13 protein-coding genes are annotated in these 13701 nt (G+C 70.3%); 1 reads left to right on the top strand and 12 read right to left on the bottom strand.

The features are described 5' to 3' along the window. Positions 1 to 2 precede the first annotated feature (2 nt). The 10 genes from gspE to gspG form a co-directional block, all read right to left on the bottom strand. Positions 3 to 1424 (bottom strand): type II secretion system ATPase GspE, encoded by a 1422-nt coding sequence (gene gspE, locus AC3WR5_RS15640; RefSeq protein WP_141290264.1) that lies wholly within the window; start codon positions 1422 to 1424, stop codon positions 3 to 5. A gap of 20 nt (positions 1425 to 1444) precedes the next feature. Beyond that, on the bottom strand, positions 1445 to 3724 hold the full coding sequence (gene gspD / locus AC3WR5_RS15635; protein WP_492485648.1) for a type II secretion system secretin GspD: 2280 nt from the start codon (positions 3722 to 3724) through the stop codon (positions 1445 to 1447). 29 nt (positions 3725 to 3753) lie between these two features. Further along, entirely contained in the window at positions 3754 to 4722 is a 969-nt protein-coding gene (gspN, locus tag AC3WR5_RS15630) for a type II secretion system protein N (protein WP_492485647.1), read from the bottom strand. After that, complete coding sequence (locus AC3WR5_RS15625) at positions 4722 to 5234, bottom strand: type II secretion system protein M (RefSeq protein ID WP_492485646.1); 513 nt, start codon at positions 5232 to 5234, stop codon at positions 4722 to 4724. The genes gspN and AC3WR5_RS15625 overlap by 1 nt, the downstream gene beginning before the upstream one ends. After that, entirely contained in the window at positions 5231 to 6733 is a 1503-nt protein-coding gene (gene gspL / locus AC3WR5_RS15620; protein WP_492485645.1) for a type II secretion system protein GspL, read from the bottom strand. Before gspL ends, AC3WR5_RS15625 begins: the two co-directional genes overlap by 4 nt. A 172-nt stretch (positions 6734 to 6905) precedes the next feature. Continuing rightward, complete coding sequence (gspK, locus tag AC3WR5_RS15615) at positions 6906 to 7883, bottom strand: type II secretion system minor pseudopilin GspK (RefSeq protein ID WP_141290205.1); 978 nt, start codon at positions 7881 to 7883, stop codon at positions 6906 to 6908. Next, entirely contained in the window at positions 7880 to 8647 is a 768-nt protein-coding gene (locus tag AC3WR5_RS15610) for a PulJ/GspJ family protein (protein WP_492485644.1), read from the bottom strand. The genes gspK and AC3WR5_RS15610 overlap by 4 nt, the downstream gene beginning before the upstream one ends. A gap of 7 nt (positions 8648 to 8654) precedes the next feature. After that, the gene (gene gspI / locus AC3WR5_RS15605) at positions 8655 to 9020 is read right to left on the bottom strand and encodes a type II secretion system minor pseudopilin GspI (RefSeq protein ID WP_492485643.1); all 366 of its coding nucleotides are present in this window, start codon (positions 9018 to 9020) and stop codon (positions 8655 to 8657) included. Then, complete coding sequence (locus AC3WR5_RS15600) at positions 9017 to 9508, bottom strand: prepilin-type N-terminal cleavage/methylation domain-containing protein (RefSeq protein ID WP_492485642.1); 492 nt, start codon at positions 9506 to 9508, stop codon at positions 9017 to 9019. Before AC3WR5_RS15600 ends, gspI begins: the two co-directional genes overlap by 4 nt. A 47-nt stretch (positions 9509 to 9555) precedes the next feature. Further along, positions 9556 to 10014: a type II secretion system major pseudopilin GspG gene (gene gspG / locus AC3WR5_RS15595; RefSeq protein WP_211361555.1), complete on the bottom strand. Its 459-nt coding sequence runs from the start codon at positions 10012 to 10014 to the stop codon at positions 9556 to 9558. Between the two features lie 69 nt (positions 10015 to 10083). On the opposite strand from gspG, the gene AC3WR5_RS15590 reads away from it, so the two are divergent. Then, positions 10084 to 10653: a type II secretion system protein N gene (locus tag AC3WR5_RS15590; RefSeq protein ID WP_492485641.1), complete on the top strand. Its 570-nt coding sequence runs from the start codon at positions 10084 to 10086 to the stop codon at positions 10651 to 10653. A 109-nt stretch (positions 10654 to 10762) separates the two neighbouring features. On the opposite strand, the gene AC3WR5_RS15585 is transcribed toward AC3WR5_RS15590, so the two are convergent. Both AC3WR5_RS15585 and AC3WR5_RS15580 read right to left on the bottom strand, forming a co-directional pair. Then, positions 10763 to 11884, bottom strand: a complete 1122-nt coding sequence (locus AC3WR5_RS15585) for a tryptophan 7-halogenase (protein ID WP_492485640.1) — start codon at positions 11882 to 11884, stop codon at positions 10763 to 10765. Next, positions 11871 to 13688, bottom strand: coding sequence for a LodA/GoxA family CTQ-dependent oxidase (locus tag AC3WR5_RS15580; protein WP_492485639.1), 1818 nt, complete (start codon positions 13686 to 13688; stop codon positions 11871 to 11873). The genes AC3WR5_RS15585 and AC3WR5_RS15580 overlap by 14 nt, the downstream gene beginning before the upstream one ends. Between the last annotated feature and the right edge of the window lie 13 nt (positions 13689 to 13701).

The raw sequence follows: 13701 nt of genomic DNA, 5'->3' as shown, positions 1-13701 counted from the left end.
ACTCACTCGCGGGTGACGCGGAGAACTTCTTCCAGTGACGTGATGCCGGCGGCGACCAGCCGTTCACCGTCCTCGCGCATCGAGCGCAGGCCGTTGAGGCGGGCGGCTTCGATGATCTCGCTCTCGGCGGCCTGGTTGTGGATCAGCGCCTGCACCTTGTCGTCCACGACCATCAGTTCGTAGACGCCGGTGCGGCCCTTGTAGCCGCTCATGCTGCAGGCGGGGCAACCGACGGGGTGCCAGCGGCCTTCGCCATCCTGCTTGCGGCAGACCGGGCAGAGCTTGCGCACCAGGCGCTGGGCCTGCACCGCCAGCAGCGAGGAGCTGAGCAGGAAGGGCTCGACGCCCATGTCGATCAGCCGGGTCACGGCCGAGGGCGCGTCGTTGGTGTGCAGCGTGGCCAGCACCAGGTGGCCGGTCAGCGAGGCCTGGATGGCGATCTGCGCGGTCTCGAAGTCGCGGATTTCGCCGATCATGATGACGTCCGGGTCCTGCCGCAGGATGGCGCGCAAGGCCTTGGCGAAGGTCAGGTCGATCTTCGCGTTGACCTGCGTCTGGCCGATGCCGGCCAGCTCGTATTCGACCGGGTCTTCCACCGTCAGGATGTTGGTGGTGGCGGTGTCGAGCCGACCGAGGGACGCGTACAGCGTGGTCGTCTTGCCGGAGCCGGTCGGGCCGGTGACCAGCACGATGCCGTGCGGCTGGTGGACCTGGCGGTCGAAGGCGGCGAGCACGTCGCCGTCCATGCCCAGGCCTTCCAGCGTGAACTTGGACTCGCTCTTGTCCAGGAGGCGCAGCACCGCACGTTCGCCGTGGGCCGAAGGCAGGGTCGAAACCCGCACGTCGATTGCCCGGCCGCCAATGCGCAGCGAGATGCGGCCATCCTGCGGCAGGCGCTTCTCGGCAATGTCCAGCTCGGCCATGATCTTCAGGCGCGAGATCAGCGCCGCGTGCAGCGCCTTGTTCGGCTGCACGACTTCGCGCAGCGTGCCGTCCACGCGGAAGCGCACGCTGGAGCTGCGCTCGTAGGGCTCGATGTGGATGTCGCTGGCGCCGTCCTTCGCGGCCTGCGTCAGCAGCGCGTTGAGCATGCGGATGATGGGCGCGTCGTTGGCGGCTTCCAGCAGGTCTTCGACCGCCGGCAGCTCCTGCATCATGCGCGAGAGGTCGACCGCGCTTTCGACTTCGCCGATCACCGAAGCGGCGCTGCCTTCGCCGCCCGAGTAGGCCTCGGCCAGGCGCTGGGCCAGGGCGGCGCTGTCTTCGTGTTCCAGCTGGTCGACCGAATACAGGCGCAGCACCTCGGTCAAGGCACTGCGCGGCGTGCTGTCGGCAAAACGCAGCAGCAACTGGCCGCCGTCGTCTTCCAGCAGCAGCGTGTTGGCCTTGGCAAAGCCGTAGGGCAGGGGGTGGCGTTGGGCCATGTCAGGTGCCTGGTCTGCGCTCAGTTGCTGGAAGGGGCCGGCGCGGCGGGCGCGTTCGGGCCTTCGGGCGGATTCGGCGGCGTGGTGATCGGCGAGGCCGGCGCGCCGCTGCCCGGCATGCGCTGCGGGATGATGGGCGAGTCGGTGATCGGCGCGATGAAGTCCGGGTTGGGCTGGCTGTTCTGCTGCAGCGCGCGAATCGCGTCGTAGCGGTCCACGGTGACGGCGTCGGCAGCGCCCGGCGTGCGCAGCACGACAGGGCGCAGGAACAGCATCAGGTTGCTCTTGGTGCGGGTGCGCGATTCGTTGCGGAACAGGTTGCCCACCCACGGGATGCTGGCCAGGCCCGGCACGCGGCCTTCGGAGTCGCCGTATTCGTCCTTCAGCAGGCCGCCCAGCACCATGGTCTGGCCATCGTCCACCACCACGGTGCTCTCGATCGAGCTCTTGTCGGTGATCTGCGAGCCGTCCTGGCGCAGCGAGCTGCTCTCCTGGTAGATCGTCATGCGCACGGTGCCGTTTTCACCGATCTGGCTCTTGATCTTCAGCGTGATGCCGACGTCCTTGCGCTCGATGGTCTGGAACGGGTTGACCGCGCCATTGCCGGTGCCGGTGTTGGTGAAGCTGCCGGTGGTGAAGGGCACGTTCGAGCCGATCACGATCTTGGCTTCCTCGTTGTCCAGCGCCACCAGGTTGGGCGTGGACAGCACGTTGGCGCCGGTGTTGCTCTCCAGGAAGCGCGCCAGCGCGCCCAGCGTGAAGACGCCGTTGATCCTGTTCAGGATGCCCAGGTTCAGGCCCTGGCCCGGCACCGTGGAGGTGCCGCTGCTGGCAGCCGTCGTCGTCGCGGCGGAGCCCGCCACCTGGGCCAGCGTCAGGTTCAGCAGGTTGTTGCCGCCGTTGCCGTAGTTGGTGCCGGCGTAGCCAATGGTGTTGTTCTTGGTGCTGCCGATCACGCCTTGCCACTGGATGCCGAATTCGGCAGCCTTGGCGGCGTCGACCTTGACGATCATGGTTTCGACATAGATCTGCGCGCGGCGCGTGTCGAGCTGGTCGATGACCTGGCGCATCTGGCGGTAGACGGCTTCGGGCGCCGAGATGATCAGCGAGTTGGTCGACGGGTCGGCCTGGATCTGGCCGCCGGTGGACGGTCCGGCCGAGGCCGAGACAGGCGTGCTCGCCACGCTGCTCTGGCCGCTGCTGGTGCCGCTGGTCTGGATGCCGGTGGGCTGGTTTTGGGCCGGCGTCGGGCGGCTGGCGCCGGACAGGCCGGTGAGGCCGCTGCTGTTGGTGCCGCCCGCGCTGCTGGCCGAGGCCGCACCGCTGGCCATCGCGGCGCGCAGCACCTCGGCCAGCTTCACCGCGTCGGCATTCTTCAGGTAGACGACCCAGATGTTGCCGGCCGGGCCGCCGCCGGGAATCGGCTTGTCCAGCTTCTCGATCAGCGAGCGCGCATTGTTCAGGCGCGTCGGGTTGGCGGCACGCACGATCAGCGAGTTGCTGCGCGGCTCGACCATCACCGAGGTCGCCGAGCCGGACACGGCGGCGGCACCGGGCACGCCTGCCGTCGCGGTCTCGGTCAGCTTCTGCACCAGCGGCGCCAGGTCCGCGGCCAGCGCGTACTTCACCGGGATGACTTCCACTTCGGAAGCCGCCGGCTGGTCCAGCGCGGCAATGATCTTGGCCAGGCGCTGCAGGTTGTCGGCGTAGTCGGTGATGATCAGCGAGCCGTTGCCGGGGTTCGCGTTGATCGTGTTGTTGGCGCTGATCAGCGGCCGCAGCACGGCCACCAGGTTGTTCGGGTTCTCGTGGTTGAGGCGGAAGATCTGCGTCAGGATCTGGTCGCCACGCACCGTGGGCGCACCCACCGAGACGGTGCCGGCCTGCAGCTTGGCTTCGGCCTCGGGCACCACCTTCAGCAGCCCGGCGTTTTCCACCACCGTGAAGCCCAGGCCACGCAGCGCAGCCAGGTAGCTGCGCCAGGCTTCGAGCGGCGGCTGCGGCTTTTCGCTGGTCACGGTGATCTGGCCGCGCACCCGGGCGTCGACCAGGATCTGGCGGTCCAGCATCGCGCCGATGGCGCGCGACACGGCCTCGATGTCGGCATTGACGAAGTTCAGCGTGACCGGCGCCTTGGCGCGGGTGGCTGGCATCGGCGGCTCGGTGTTGTCCTGCGCGAAGGCGGCGCCGGTCACGCCCAGGGCCGAGAAAGCCTGGCTCATGGCCACGACCAGCGGCGCCAGGCGGCGGACAGCGCGCGTGCGGCTGGCACCGGGCTGCTGGACGCGCGTGCTGCGCATGGCGTTTTGAGGCTGCGACGAAGTCATGTTCACCCGATCGAAATGACGGACGACGCACCCTGGCGCCGCCCGATGATGTTCAGCAGATTGTTCAATGCCGGCTCCTGCCCCGGCGCGGCGCGCGCATCACCGCGAAAGTGCAGGCCGCCCGGGCGCAGTTCGCCCTGGCCCTGCAGTTGCAAGGCGCCTTCCAGCGTCTGCAATTGCACCACCGGCGGCTGGCCAGGCTGGCTGGGCGCCGTCAGCGAGATGCGGTAGCTGCCCAGCGGGTCGACCGGCGCGAGCCGGGACGAGGTCTGCAGCAGCTGCAGCTCGGCACTGCCCTGGACCTGCCAGGCACCGCCGGCCTGCTGGCTCAGCGTCAGCCCCGGGCTGGCCAGGCGCAACTGGCCGCCAGGCTTGACGGTGTTCCATGGTGCGCCCAGGCCTTCCAGCCAGGCCGCAGGCCATTGGCCCAGCGTGGTGTCGCTGCCACCGGCGCCGCTGGCCGTGCTCAGTGGCGTCAGCGTCAGTTGCATGCGGCGCCAACCGGTGCGCAGCTCCAGCCGCGCGCCGCCGGCCATGCAGCAGGGCTGCGTCAGCTGCAGCCCCAGGCCCAGCCACAGCGGCGACAGCCGCCAGGCCAGCCGCGAAGGCATGACGCGCGCGTCCTTGCTGCCCGGCCCGCCGGTCAGCACCGGCAAGGCGCTGCCATGCCACAAAGTGCCCTCGGCCTCGGCCAGTTGCAGCCGGCCCTCGGTGGCACCGGCCACCCAGCCGGCCAGCCACGAGGCCGGCAGCTGGGACGCCAATGCCAGCAGCCCACCGACCAGCGCGCCGCTCCACAGCCAGCCGCGGCTTTGCGCCTGGCCCGGCAGCATGCCGCCCAGGCTCAGCCCGCCGCGCGCCAGCTGCGCGCTGGCCGGCGCACGCGGGCGCCGGGCCAGCCGGCGCAAACGCGCGGCGGTGTGCGCGGCGGTGTGCGTGGCCGCAGGCGAGGGCAGCACCGGTTTGCGCATCAAGGTGAGCCTGGCAACTGCAGCACCAGCGTGCCGCTCAGGCCGTCATCGGCGCGCGAGAGCTTCATCTGCACCGGCCGTGCACGCGCTGCCAGCCTGGCCTCGGCCAGCCAGCTGCGTAATTCTTCGGGCGGCATGGCCTTGAGCGTCAGCGTGGCGCGGTCGCCCAGCAGTGCCAGCGTGCCGTGGTTGCCCAGCCGGGTGACCGAGGCCTTCAGCGCAGCGCTGGCGTCGGCGGTGCTGACGGGCGCCTGGCCCTTCAGCTGGCCGGCTTCGCTGGCCAGGGCCTGCATCTGCAGCCACTGCAGTTCCAGCTCGGCGGCTTGTGCCGGCACCTCGCGCCAGGTGCGCCAGGCCGGCCGTACGGCGATCAGCCAGACCAGCAGCACCGCCAGCGCAATGCCCATCACCAGCACCAGCTGGCGTTCGCGGGCAGACAGCGCCACCCAGCGGGCCTGCAGCGGCGCCAGGCGGGCCTGCAGGGCGGCGTTGGTCGAAACGCTGCGGTTCATTCTTCGTCCTCGTCGTCACCGGGCTTGGGTTCGGGGCCGCCCATCGGGCGCATCACCGGGCCGGCCGGCTTGCCGCCGGGCTGCGGCAGCATGCCCACCGGCTGGCGCATCTGCATCGGGCCGCTCTCGCCAACGCCTGCCGGGCGCTGAGCGTTCGGGGCTGCGCCCGGTGGCAGGCCGGGCGAGCCGCCAGCCGCGCCGGGGCTGCCGCCAGGGCGTGCGCCCGCTGTGCCGGTGGCGCCCGTTGCGCCGCCAGCGCCGGTCGGCGGCCGGCTGCCAGGTTTGGCGCGGGTCACGATGGGGCCGTTGGCGCTGGTTTCGGCGTCCAGCCCCATGACCAGCAGATGGTTGCGGAAGGCTTCAGTTTCCTGCGGGCTCCAGCCCGGGCTCTCCAGCGTCAGCCGGCCGTTTTCGAACTGCAGCCCGTTGGCCGGGCCACGCGAGGCCGGCCAGGCGGCCTGCGCCGCGTACATCAGGGTTTCGAGGTCGCCATCACCGGGCTTGCCGGAGGCGGTGCGCAGCAGGTCGATTTCCTTTTGCATCTGCAGCGGCGCGTCGATCACGCCGCGCACCTGCGGGAAAGTGGTCTGCAGCAGCGTGTTCATGGCCTGCTTGCGCTGCGCCAGCGCGCTGCGCTGCTGCCAGGCCCAGACGTTGGCGCCCACCAGTTGCAGCACCAGCAGCAGCACCAGCCCGCCGCGCACCCAGCGCCAGCTCGGGTCGTGCAGCGCGTTGGCCAGCGCCTCGTTGAAGGCGCGCTGGCCGCGGCGCTGGGCCGCCAGGTCGAACTGGCGCAGGTTCCAGCCGCTGCGCGCGGCCTGCTGCAGGAATTCGGTGTCGCTTTGCGAGGCCACCGGTGCACCCGCCAGCCGGGCCGCTTCGGCCGCGCCACCGGGGCTGGCCGACCAGGCAATGCTGACGTCGGCCGGTTGGCGCGCCAGCAGCGCGCGCGTGGCCGGGCTGTCCAGCGGCAGGCACAGGGGGCCTTGCTCGTCGCGCCAGGCCAGTTGCAGGCCCTTGTCGTCTTCGTAGACGTGGCCGGCCGGCGGGCCTTCGGGCACCCAGGCGGGCACCACGCGGTCCACCGTCAGGCCGCTGGCTTCCAGCCTGGCCAGCTGGCCGGCCAGCCAGGGCTTGTTCAGCGCGGCAATCCAGCCGAGGCTGCCGGCGCTGGCGCCCGGGGCGAGCGCCAGGTGCAGTTCGGATTCGTCTTCCAGCAGGGCCTCTTCCAGCACGCCGGCCAGGGCCTGGCGCATGCGGCTGGCGGGGGCCTTGGGCAGCATCGCGTGGTGCCAGCCAACGTCGGCCGGTGCCAGCACGGCCACCACCTGCTGCGCCTGCGGCAGCTCGGCGACCGCGGCGCGGCCCTGGCGGGTCACGTGGCTGCCGTCGGCGCTGAAGGCAAACGCGACGTCCGCGGGCTCACCCAGCGTCGCCGGCTCGGCTTGCTGGGCGGCCAGCCGGGGCTGGGCTGGCAACTGGACGATCAGAGTGGACATGGACGGCGGAAACTCGACGCGGAAGGCATGGGGGTATCAGGCAACAGGCATGGCGAGCCGCCGGGCAGGCGGATGGCCGTCCGGCGTGGGCACGCCGGTGCCCTGCAACCCGCTATTGTGGCGCGAGCCGGAGCGGCGCCGGCCCACGTTTGTGGGGAGTGGGTCTGGCGCTTCATTTGGACAGGCGCTCGCGCCACAGCACGCGCACCTCGGCCCCCTGCCGCTGGACCAGCGAAATCTCGCGCAGCACCGAGTCTTCGTAGCGCAGCTGGCCGGTGACTTCGAAGTACTGGCTGGCGATGCCGGCCACCTTGCCCCATGCGGTGGCATTGGTGCTGAACTTGTCGCCCAGCGCCTTGGCCGCTGAGCCGACCGAATCGAACCCCTTTTTCAGCTGCGCGCGCTGCTGCACGAGGCGCTGCGCGCTGGAGCGGTCCAACCCTTCCATCACCGACATCAGCACCTCGGGTGAGGCGGTATTGAGGTTCACCGTGGTTGTGTTTGGCAGGATGGTCACGTAGGGCGTCAGCCTGTCGATGGTGGCTTGATCCAGCCCCAGCCAGCGCAGCTGGGCCACGCGTTGGGGCCGGATCGGCGCACTGGCCTGGGCCTTCTGACCACCGTCGACCAGATCTTCCGCATCGCTGGAGACCGCCATGGCTTCGGCGATGCGCTGCGCCACCCCCACGGGCAGCCCGAGCGTGTCGCAGAGCCGGGTGAAGGCCAGCAACTGAAGCTTGGCCTGTTCTTCGTCGTCGTTGGCCAGGTTACGCAGGTTGTAGCGCGAGGTCGCATCGACGATGTCGCCGGACAGGAAGGCGTCGAGCCCGGTGTCCTGGGTGTTGTCCTTGTCGGCCGCCAGGAAGGTCGACAGCCGGATTTCCGCCAGGCCGGTGGCCCACGGCTCGGTCAAGGCATCGCCGCCGCCATCGCGCTGATCCTCGCGCAGGATCAGCCGCGCCCAGTCCAGTGCGCCACCCAGCAGCCAGGCCGACTGCGCCCGCGCGCGCTCCGCGCTTTCGACCTCGATGGCCCGCCATTGCTGCCAGACCATGCCTGCCGCCAACGTCGCGACCAGCGTGACGATCAGCATCGCCAGCAGCAGGGCCGCACCGCGTTGCGTGTGGCGGTTGAGGTGTTGGGCGGTCATCCGCCGCTTCCTTGCGTGCCTTGCAACTGCAGGTCGCGGGTCAGCACGCCTGCCGGCAGGCTCAGAACCAGGCGCACGCCTTGCGGCAGGTCATCGTCGTCGCTGCTAGCGTTTGCCGCTGCGGCAGCCGCAGCCGCAGCCGCAGCCGCAGCTGCTGCATCACCAGCCCCGGTTCCCGCGCTCTTATCATCCATCGGTTGCGTGTTCGTCGTCGTGGTGGACTTCGTCGTGCGGTTGCCGCTGGACTGCGCATTGCTCCAGCTGTTGTCGCCCTGGCGGTAGTAGAAGACCTGCCAGTTGCTCAGCTCGGTCAGCATCGGCAGGGCACTGTCGCGCAGGCTGCTCCACTGCTGGCTGCGCATCCACCATTCCTGCAGGTCCTGCAGCTTGGTCACCGGCGGCGAGGCCCAGCGGTACAGCGTGTTGTCCTGGCGCGTCCAGACGACCAGCATCAGGCCGTCCGGCGCACGCCGGGTCAGGCGCAGCGCGCTGCCGTCGAAGCGAAGCGGCGGCGCGCCGGGGCTGGCCTGCAGTTGCTGCAGGTCCTGCTCCCATTGCGAGATCACGGTGGCCATCTGCAGCGTGCGCTCGGCACTGCCTTGGGCTCCATCGCGCACGCGCACCAGGCCGTCCATGCCTTGCCAGGCCATCGCGGCCAGGATGGCCATGATGAACAGCGCGACCATCACCTCGATCAGCGTGAAGCCAGGCGCGGCGCGACCTTGCGGTGCAGAAGAAGGAGGGCGCGGGTACATCTGGAACATGCTGCGCTCAGTAACGCGGCAGCACGGTGGACTGCGTCAGCAGCTGCTGGCCGCTGTCGTTGGCAATCACCACGTCGACGCGGCGGAAATTCGGGTTTGGCGTGGCCTGCACCCGCACCACGCTGCGGTAGGTGTTTGCCAGCTGCGTGCACTCCCCCGTGCTCTCGCCAATGTCGGGGAAGCGGTGGGCCAGCTTCAGTGCGGTCAGCTCGTTGTCGGCGCACCACTGGGCCTCGGTGACCGAGGTCAGGCGCTGGGCGTTGTTCAGCAGCGAGCCGCCGGCCCGGCTGCCGGCTGCCAGCGCAATGGCCACGATGGCGACCGCCACCAGCACTTCAACCAGCGTGAAGCCGTGCGCTGCCCTGGGGTTCACGGCGTCACCGCCGCGTTGGCCGCATCCACCTGCACAAACGGGCCCAGCCCATTGGTGGCCAGCACCAGCCGGCGTGCTTCGAGCTGCAGCACCACCTGTTGCGCGCCGATGACCGGTTCCGGCCCCAGCCGCAGCGGGCCACCGCCAACGACTGCGGCCCGGGTGCTTTCGTCCAGCCATTGGGTGGGCAACTGGATGCTGTCGGGCAGGCCGAGGAAGTTGAAGCCCGGGCCATCGCTGCGCGGCAGCCAGGTCACTTCCAGCCCCATCGAGCGCGAGCGGGCGCGGGCGCCTTCGAGCAAGGCGCTCAGCCGAGCACCTTCTTCCTCCAGCTTGCTGGCCGCCCGGTCGCGCAGCGACAGCGAGGCGATGCCCATCGCGATGGCAATGATGGCGACCACGATCATCAACTCCAGCAGCGTGAAACCGCGCTGGAGGCCGTGACGGCCATCAGGAGAGAAACGGGCAGGCCCGCGGGTCGAGGTCAATGCGGTGCCACGAGAGACGGTGCGACCGGCAGCCGGTGCAGCACCGCTTATTGCCAGGAGCCGATGTCGGCGTCGGTGCCTTCGCCGCCGTTCTGGCCGTCGGCGCCCAGGCTGAAGACGTCGATCTCGCCTTGCACGCCGGGGTTGGCGTACAGGTACGGGCGGTGCCAGGGGTCATCCGGCAGCTTGTCGACGTAGGGGCGCCAGTTCGGCGGGATCTGGCCGACGGTGGGCTTGTGCGCCAGCGCGTCCAGGCCTTGTTCGGCGGTCGGGTAGCGCTGGTTGTCCAGCTTGTAGAGCTTGAGCGCCTGCATCAGGGCGCCGATGTCGGTGCGGGCCGCGGTGACGCGGGCCTGGTCGGCGCGGTCCAGCACGTTGGGCACGATCAGCGCGGCCAGCACGCCGATGATGACCAGCACCACCATCAGCTCGATCAGCGTGAAACCCTTTTGCGCCGCTTGGCGCAGGCCTTTCAGGCCATTTGGGCGGAGGGGTGATCGGGGCATGGCAGACATGTCGGTAAAGAGGCCTCGTGGGCCGTCGGGCGAGGGGTGGGCTTGCATGATAATCGCCCGATGGCTTCGCGATTATTAACGTTTGTGGTGTGGGCGCTGGTGGCTGCCAGCGGGCTCTTCTGGGGCCTGAAACTGTTCACCCATGCCCGTGGTTTGCCCGACAACGCGCAGGCGACCCGGCAGGTCGTGCCCCAGGGCGGCGACTTGAGCCGGCTGCTGGGCACGGTGGTCGTGGCCGCGGCCGAAGAGGAGCCCGAAGACGCCAGCGACCGCTTCAAGCTGCTGGGCGTCGTGGCGCCCGCCGGCCATACCGGTCCCGGTGTGGCCCTGATCGCCGTGGGCGACCAGCCGGCCAGGGCCTGGCGCACCGGCGCGGTGGTCGATGGTGACACGGTGCTGCTGTCGGTTGGCAAGCGTTCGGCCCAGCTGGGCCCCAAGGGCGGCCCGGTCAGCGCCGAATTGAACCTGCCGGAGCCTGCCGTGGCCGCGGCCTCGCCGGCCCGGCCGGTGCTGTCGATTGGCGTCGGTGGCGTGCACGGCCCGCAGGGTCAGGGCCCATTGGCTCAACCCCGCCCGATGACCGCGCAGCCGGCCCCGCAGCCCGCCCAGAGCAACGACGACGACGAGTGAATGGGTCACCCGGTTCGGCGAATACGCCGAACCACCCTCCGAGATCGCGTCACTGATCCATGCGCCTGAGCGTGGCCACCGACACGTGCGGCCAGCTCAGGCCGGCGATTCACTCGACTCGCGGTGAGTTCGCGGGGGGTGGATCGGGGGGCGGTGCGGTCTGCCGGGCCGACCAGAACGGGCTGTCCGGCCATCGGCGTTCGGCTGCGTAGTGCATGCGGCGTTGCTGGAGATAGCGCCGCCAGCTGGTGTCGGCGCGCTGCGCCCAGGCCCGCCCCGATGGCGCCATGGGCTGTCCGGCCAGCCAGGCGGCCAGCGTTTCGGCCGCGGCAAGGCCATCGGCCAGCGCGCCCGAGATGCCCGACGAGGTGAGCGGGTCGAAGGCCATCAGCGCATCGCCGACCGCCATCCAGCCCGGGCCCGTGGCGCGATCCAGGCAGGCGCTGTGGGCCGGGAAGCTGGCGATCCCCGGCGCACGCTCGGGCGGCGGCAGGCGGCGCACCAGCTCTTCGGTGTTGCACCAGGCCTGGTGGAAGCGGTCGCCGGAGCGCAGGCGATGCGCTTGGGCGAGATCGCGGTCCGTCATCAGGCAGACCACGGCACGTTCACCGGCCAATGGCGCGGCGTACCACCAGCCGAAAGAGACGGGCTCGATGAGTGACAGGCCCGCCAGGCCGCCTGCCGCCGGCCGCGGCACGATGGCGCCGAGCGCCACCAGCGCATCGACCTGCCTTCGCGTGGCGCCCAGGCGCGTGGCCAGCTCGGCACGCCGGCCGCTGGCATCCACCAGCACCCGCGGGCGCCATGTGCTGCCGTCGTTCAGGCGCAGCACCCAGCTTGCGCCTTGCCAGGCCAGCTGGTCGATCTTGGCCGGCCGCATCAGGCGCACGCCCTGGGCCACGGCGGCTTCGCGCAGCATGGTGTCGAAGGCCTGGCGGTCCAGGTGCCAGCCGCTGCCTTGCCCGCGGTGGAGGAAGTCGTCGATCTGCCGCTGTTCCCCCCACAGCGACAGGTTGGCCTGGTAGGGGGCGTGCGCCTGCATCGCGCCGGGCAGGCCCAGCCGCGAAAGCATGGTCCCCACGTCCGGCGTGGCCGACTCGCCGATGGCCCAAGGGCGCGCCAGCGGCCAGTCGACCAGGCCCACGTCTCGCACGCCAGCCTGCCTCAGCGCCAGGGCCGTGGCGCAACCCGCCGGCCCTGCGCCGCAGATCAGCACGTCAAGCGGCGTCACCTGCGGCGGGCGGGAAGAAGGGGCGTGGCAAGGTGCGGGCGACCTCGACGAAGCGCAGCTCGCCCTGCACGGTCTTTTCCATCACGAAGCCCAAGCCTTGCCAGTACTTCACCATGTCGACATCGTCGGCGAAGGAGATGAAGTCGTCGCGCAGCTGGTCAAAGTCCGTGCCGACCCAGGCGACCTGCGCGCCGCTGTGCTGCCCTGGTGGAGGTGGGGCGGCGGCCAGGCCCGCGGCGCGCGGTGCGGGCGGCTCCAGGTAGACGAACTCCGGCCGCTGCGCTGGCCACCACCAGATGACCCGCCCGTCCATGGGCTGCGAGGAGCATTCGTTGAAGTCCGCCTGCCACGGCACGGCCATGTAGCGGCAGATGTCGCCGGGCTGCATGCGGGCCGGGTCGAAGCCGGCGCTCAGCGGGCCCTCGAGCACCGGGCAGGCGTTGATGCGCAGCGGGTCGTCGGCTTGGTAGATGGCCGTGTTGCGTGAGATCCAGCCCATCTCGATGCCCGGCGAGAAGGCACCGCCGACGCAGTTTTCCAGCACGTTGCGGGTCAGGCCGATGGGCGACTCGGGAGACGGTGCTTCGTTGGAGAACCATCCGGCCGCCCACTGCTGCAGGAAGAAGAACTGCGTGTCCGTCACCCGCAGGTACTTGGAGGTGAGCGTGCCGGGGATCAGGCAGTTGTCGCCCGCCAGGTACGGCATCATCGTGCGGCCACTGCTGCCGCTGCTGTTGCCGACGATGACGTTCTCCGAACTGGGTGGCCGCAGCACGTCGAGGATCCAGGTGCGCAGGCCCTTGTACTCATCGCTGTCCGGCGAGCTGGGCACGGTGCCCAGTTGCGCGAAGTTGAAGCTGTGCGGCTTGGGCGGGATGGCCGCCACCCAGGGGTAGAGCGTGCCGCGCTCCAGCAGCGGCTGGATCTCCGTCTGGAAGTTGGGCCGGTAGCCCGAGGGGCCGGACTTCCACAGGCCCTGGTCGAGGATTTGCGGCACCTTGCCCGCGCGCACGCCGGCGTCGAAGATGGTGTCCCACAGCGAGACCAGGTTGGGGATCTGCGGCGCGTACGAAGGCGGGCCCACCAGCACCCAGGAGGCATCGGCCTGGACCTCGGTGCCATCGGTCAGCCGGATCACCGCGAAGATGGGGCCGTCCGAGGTGTCGTCCCACCAGCCGTCGTTGTTGGCGTAGTCGTGGATCTTCGGATCGGGCGAGGGCGTGCCCGAGATGCCGAATCCGCCCAGCACCAGCAGGCGCCCGGCGTCATCCGTGCGCAATTCGCCCAGGCTGGCGATGGTCTCGCCGGTCGGGTTGAGCGGCCCGGGCGGGAAGTTCACGCCGCGGTAGTCCGGCGGTGCACTCGCCGCATCGAAATGCACGCCGGATTGCGCGGCCCCGGCGATCGTGCGCGGCCCGGCGTCGATCATCAGCTTGTTGCGGTCCGGCTCTGCGGCATTGCGCAGCGGGTGGTTGGGTGCGTAGCCCTGTTCGCCTTCGTTGGTCACGAAGGTGTACCAGCTCGCCTTCTTGTTCGCGATGTGGGCCGTCCAGGTGATGGCCGCAATGCCGGGCGTGCCGAGGGTGATCTCTTCGGCGCCGTCCGGACCTTCGCGGTAGATGCGAAAGCGCGCCGCCTGGCGGCACATGCGGCCCTGGTCGTCGCGGAAGTCGCGCTCGGTGAAGGGCGCGCCGTCGGGCAGCGTCGGCAGGCCCCGATAGGCCTCGGGGCCGATGTAGAACTTGGCCGGCGCATTGCCCACGCGTGCCACGCCAATGCTCGGGTAGATCTTGTAGTTGCTCATGGTCTTGCCTCCG

The sequence above is a fragment of the Ideonella sp. FW305-24 genome (assembly GCF_058788035.1).
Note: the sequence above shows the minus strand (reverse complement) of the source record. Positions and strands in the feature narration are given on the sequence as shown.

What these genes read in the sequence shown, in the direction of transcription:
- gspE (WP_141290264.1), bottom strand. Translation starts at nt 1,424, where the DNA reads ATGGCCCAACGCCACCCCCTGCCCTACGGCTTTGCCAAGGCCAACACG.
- gspD (WP_492485648.1), bottom strand. Translation starts at nt 3,724, where the DNA reads ATGCGCAGCACGCGCGTCCAGCAGCCCGGTGCCAGCCGCACGCGCGCT.
- gspN (WP_492485647.1), bottom strand. Translation starts at nt 4,722, where the DNA reads ATGCGCAAACCGGTGCTGCCCTCGCCTGCGGCCACGCACACCGCCGCG.
- AC3WR5_RS15625 (WP_492485646.1), bottom strand. Translation starts at nt 5,234, where the DNA reads ATGAACCGCAGCGTTTCGACCAACGCCGCCCTGCAGGCCCGCCTGGCG.
- gspL (WP_492485645.1), bottom strand. Translation starts at nt 6,733, where the DNA reads ATGTCCACTCTGATCGTCCAGTTGCCAGCCCAGCCCCGGCTGGCCGCC.
- gspK (WP_141290205.1), bottom strand. Translation starts at nt 7,883, where the DNA reads ATGACCGCCCAACACCTCAACCGCCACACGCAACGCGGTGCGGCCCTG.
- AC3WR5_RS15610 (WP_492485644.1), bottom strand. Translation starts at nt 8,647, where the DNA reads ATGTTCCAGATGTACCCGCGCCCTCCTTCTTCTGCACCGCAAGGTCGC.
- gspG (WP_211361555.1), bottom strand. Translation starts at nt 10,014, where the DNA reads ATGCCCCGATCACCCCTCCGCCCAAATGGCCTGAAAGGCCTGCGCCAA.
- AC3WR5_RS15590 (WP_492485641.1), top strand. Translation starts at nt 10,084, where the DNA reads ATGGCTTCGCGATTATTAACGTTTGTGGTGTGGGCGCTGGTGGCTGCC.
- AC3WR5_RS15580 (WP_492485639.1), bottom strand. Translation starts at nt 13,688, where the DNA reads ATGAGCAACTACAAGATCTACCCGAGCATTGGCGTGGCACGCGTGGGC.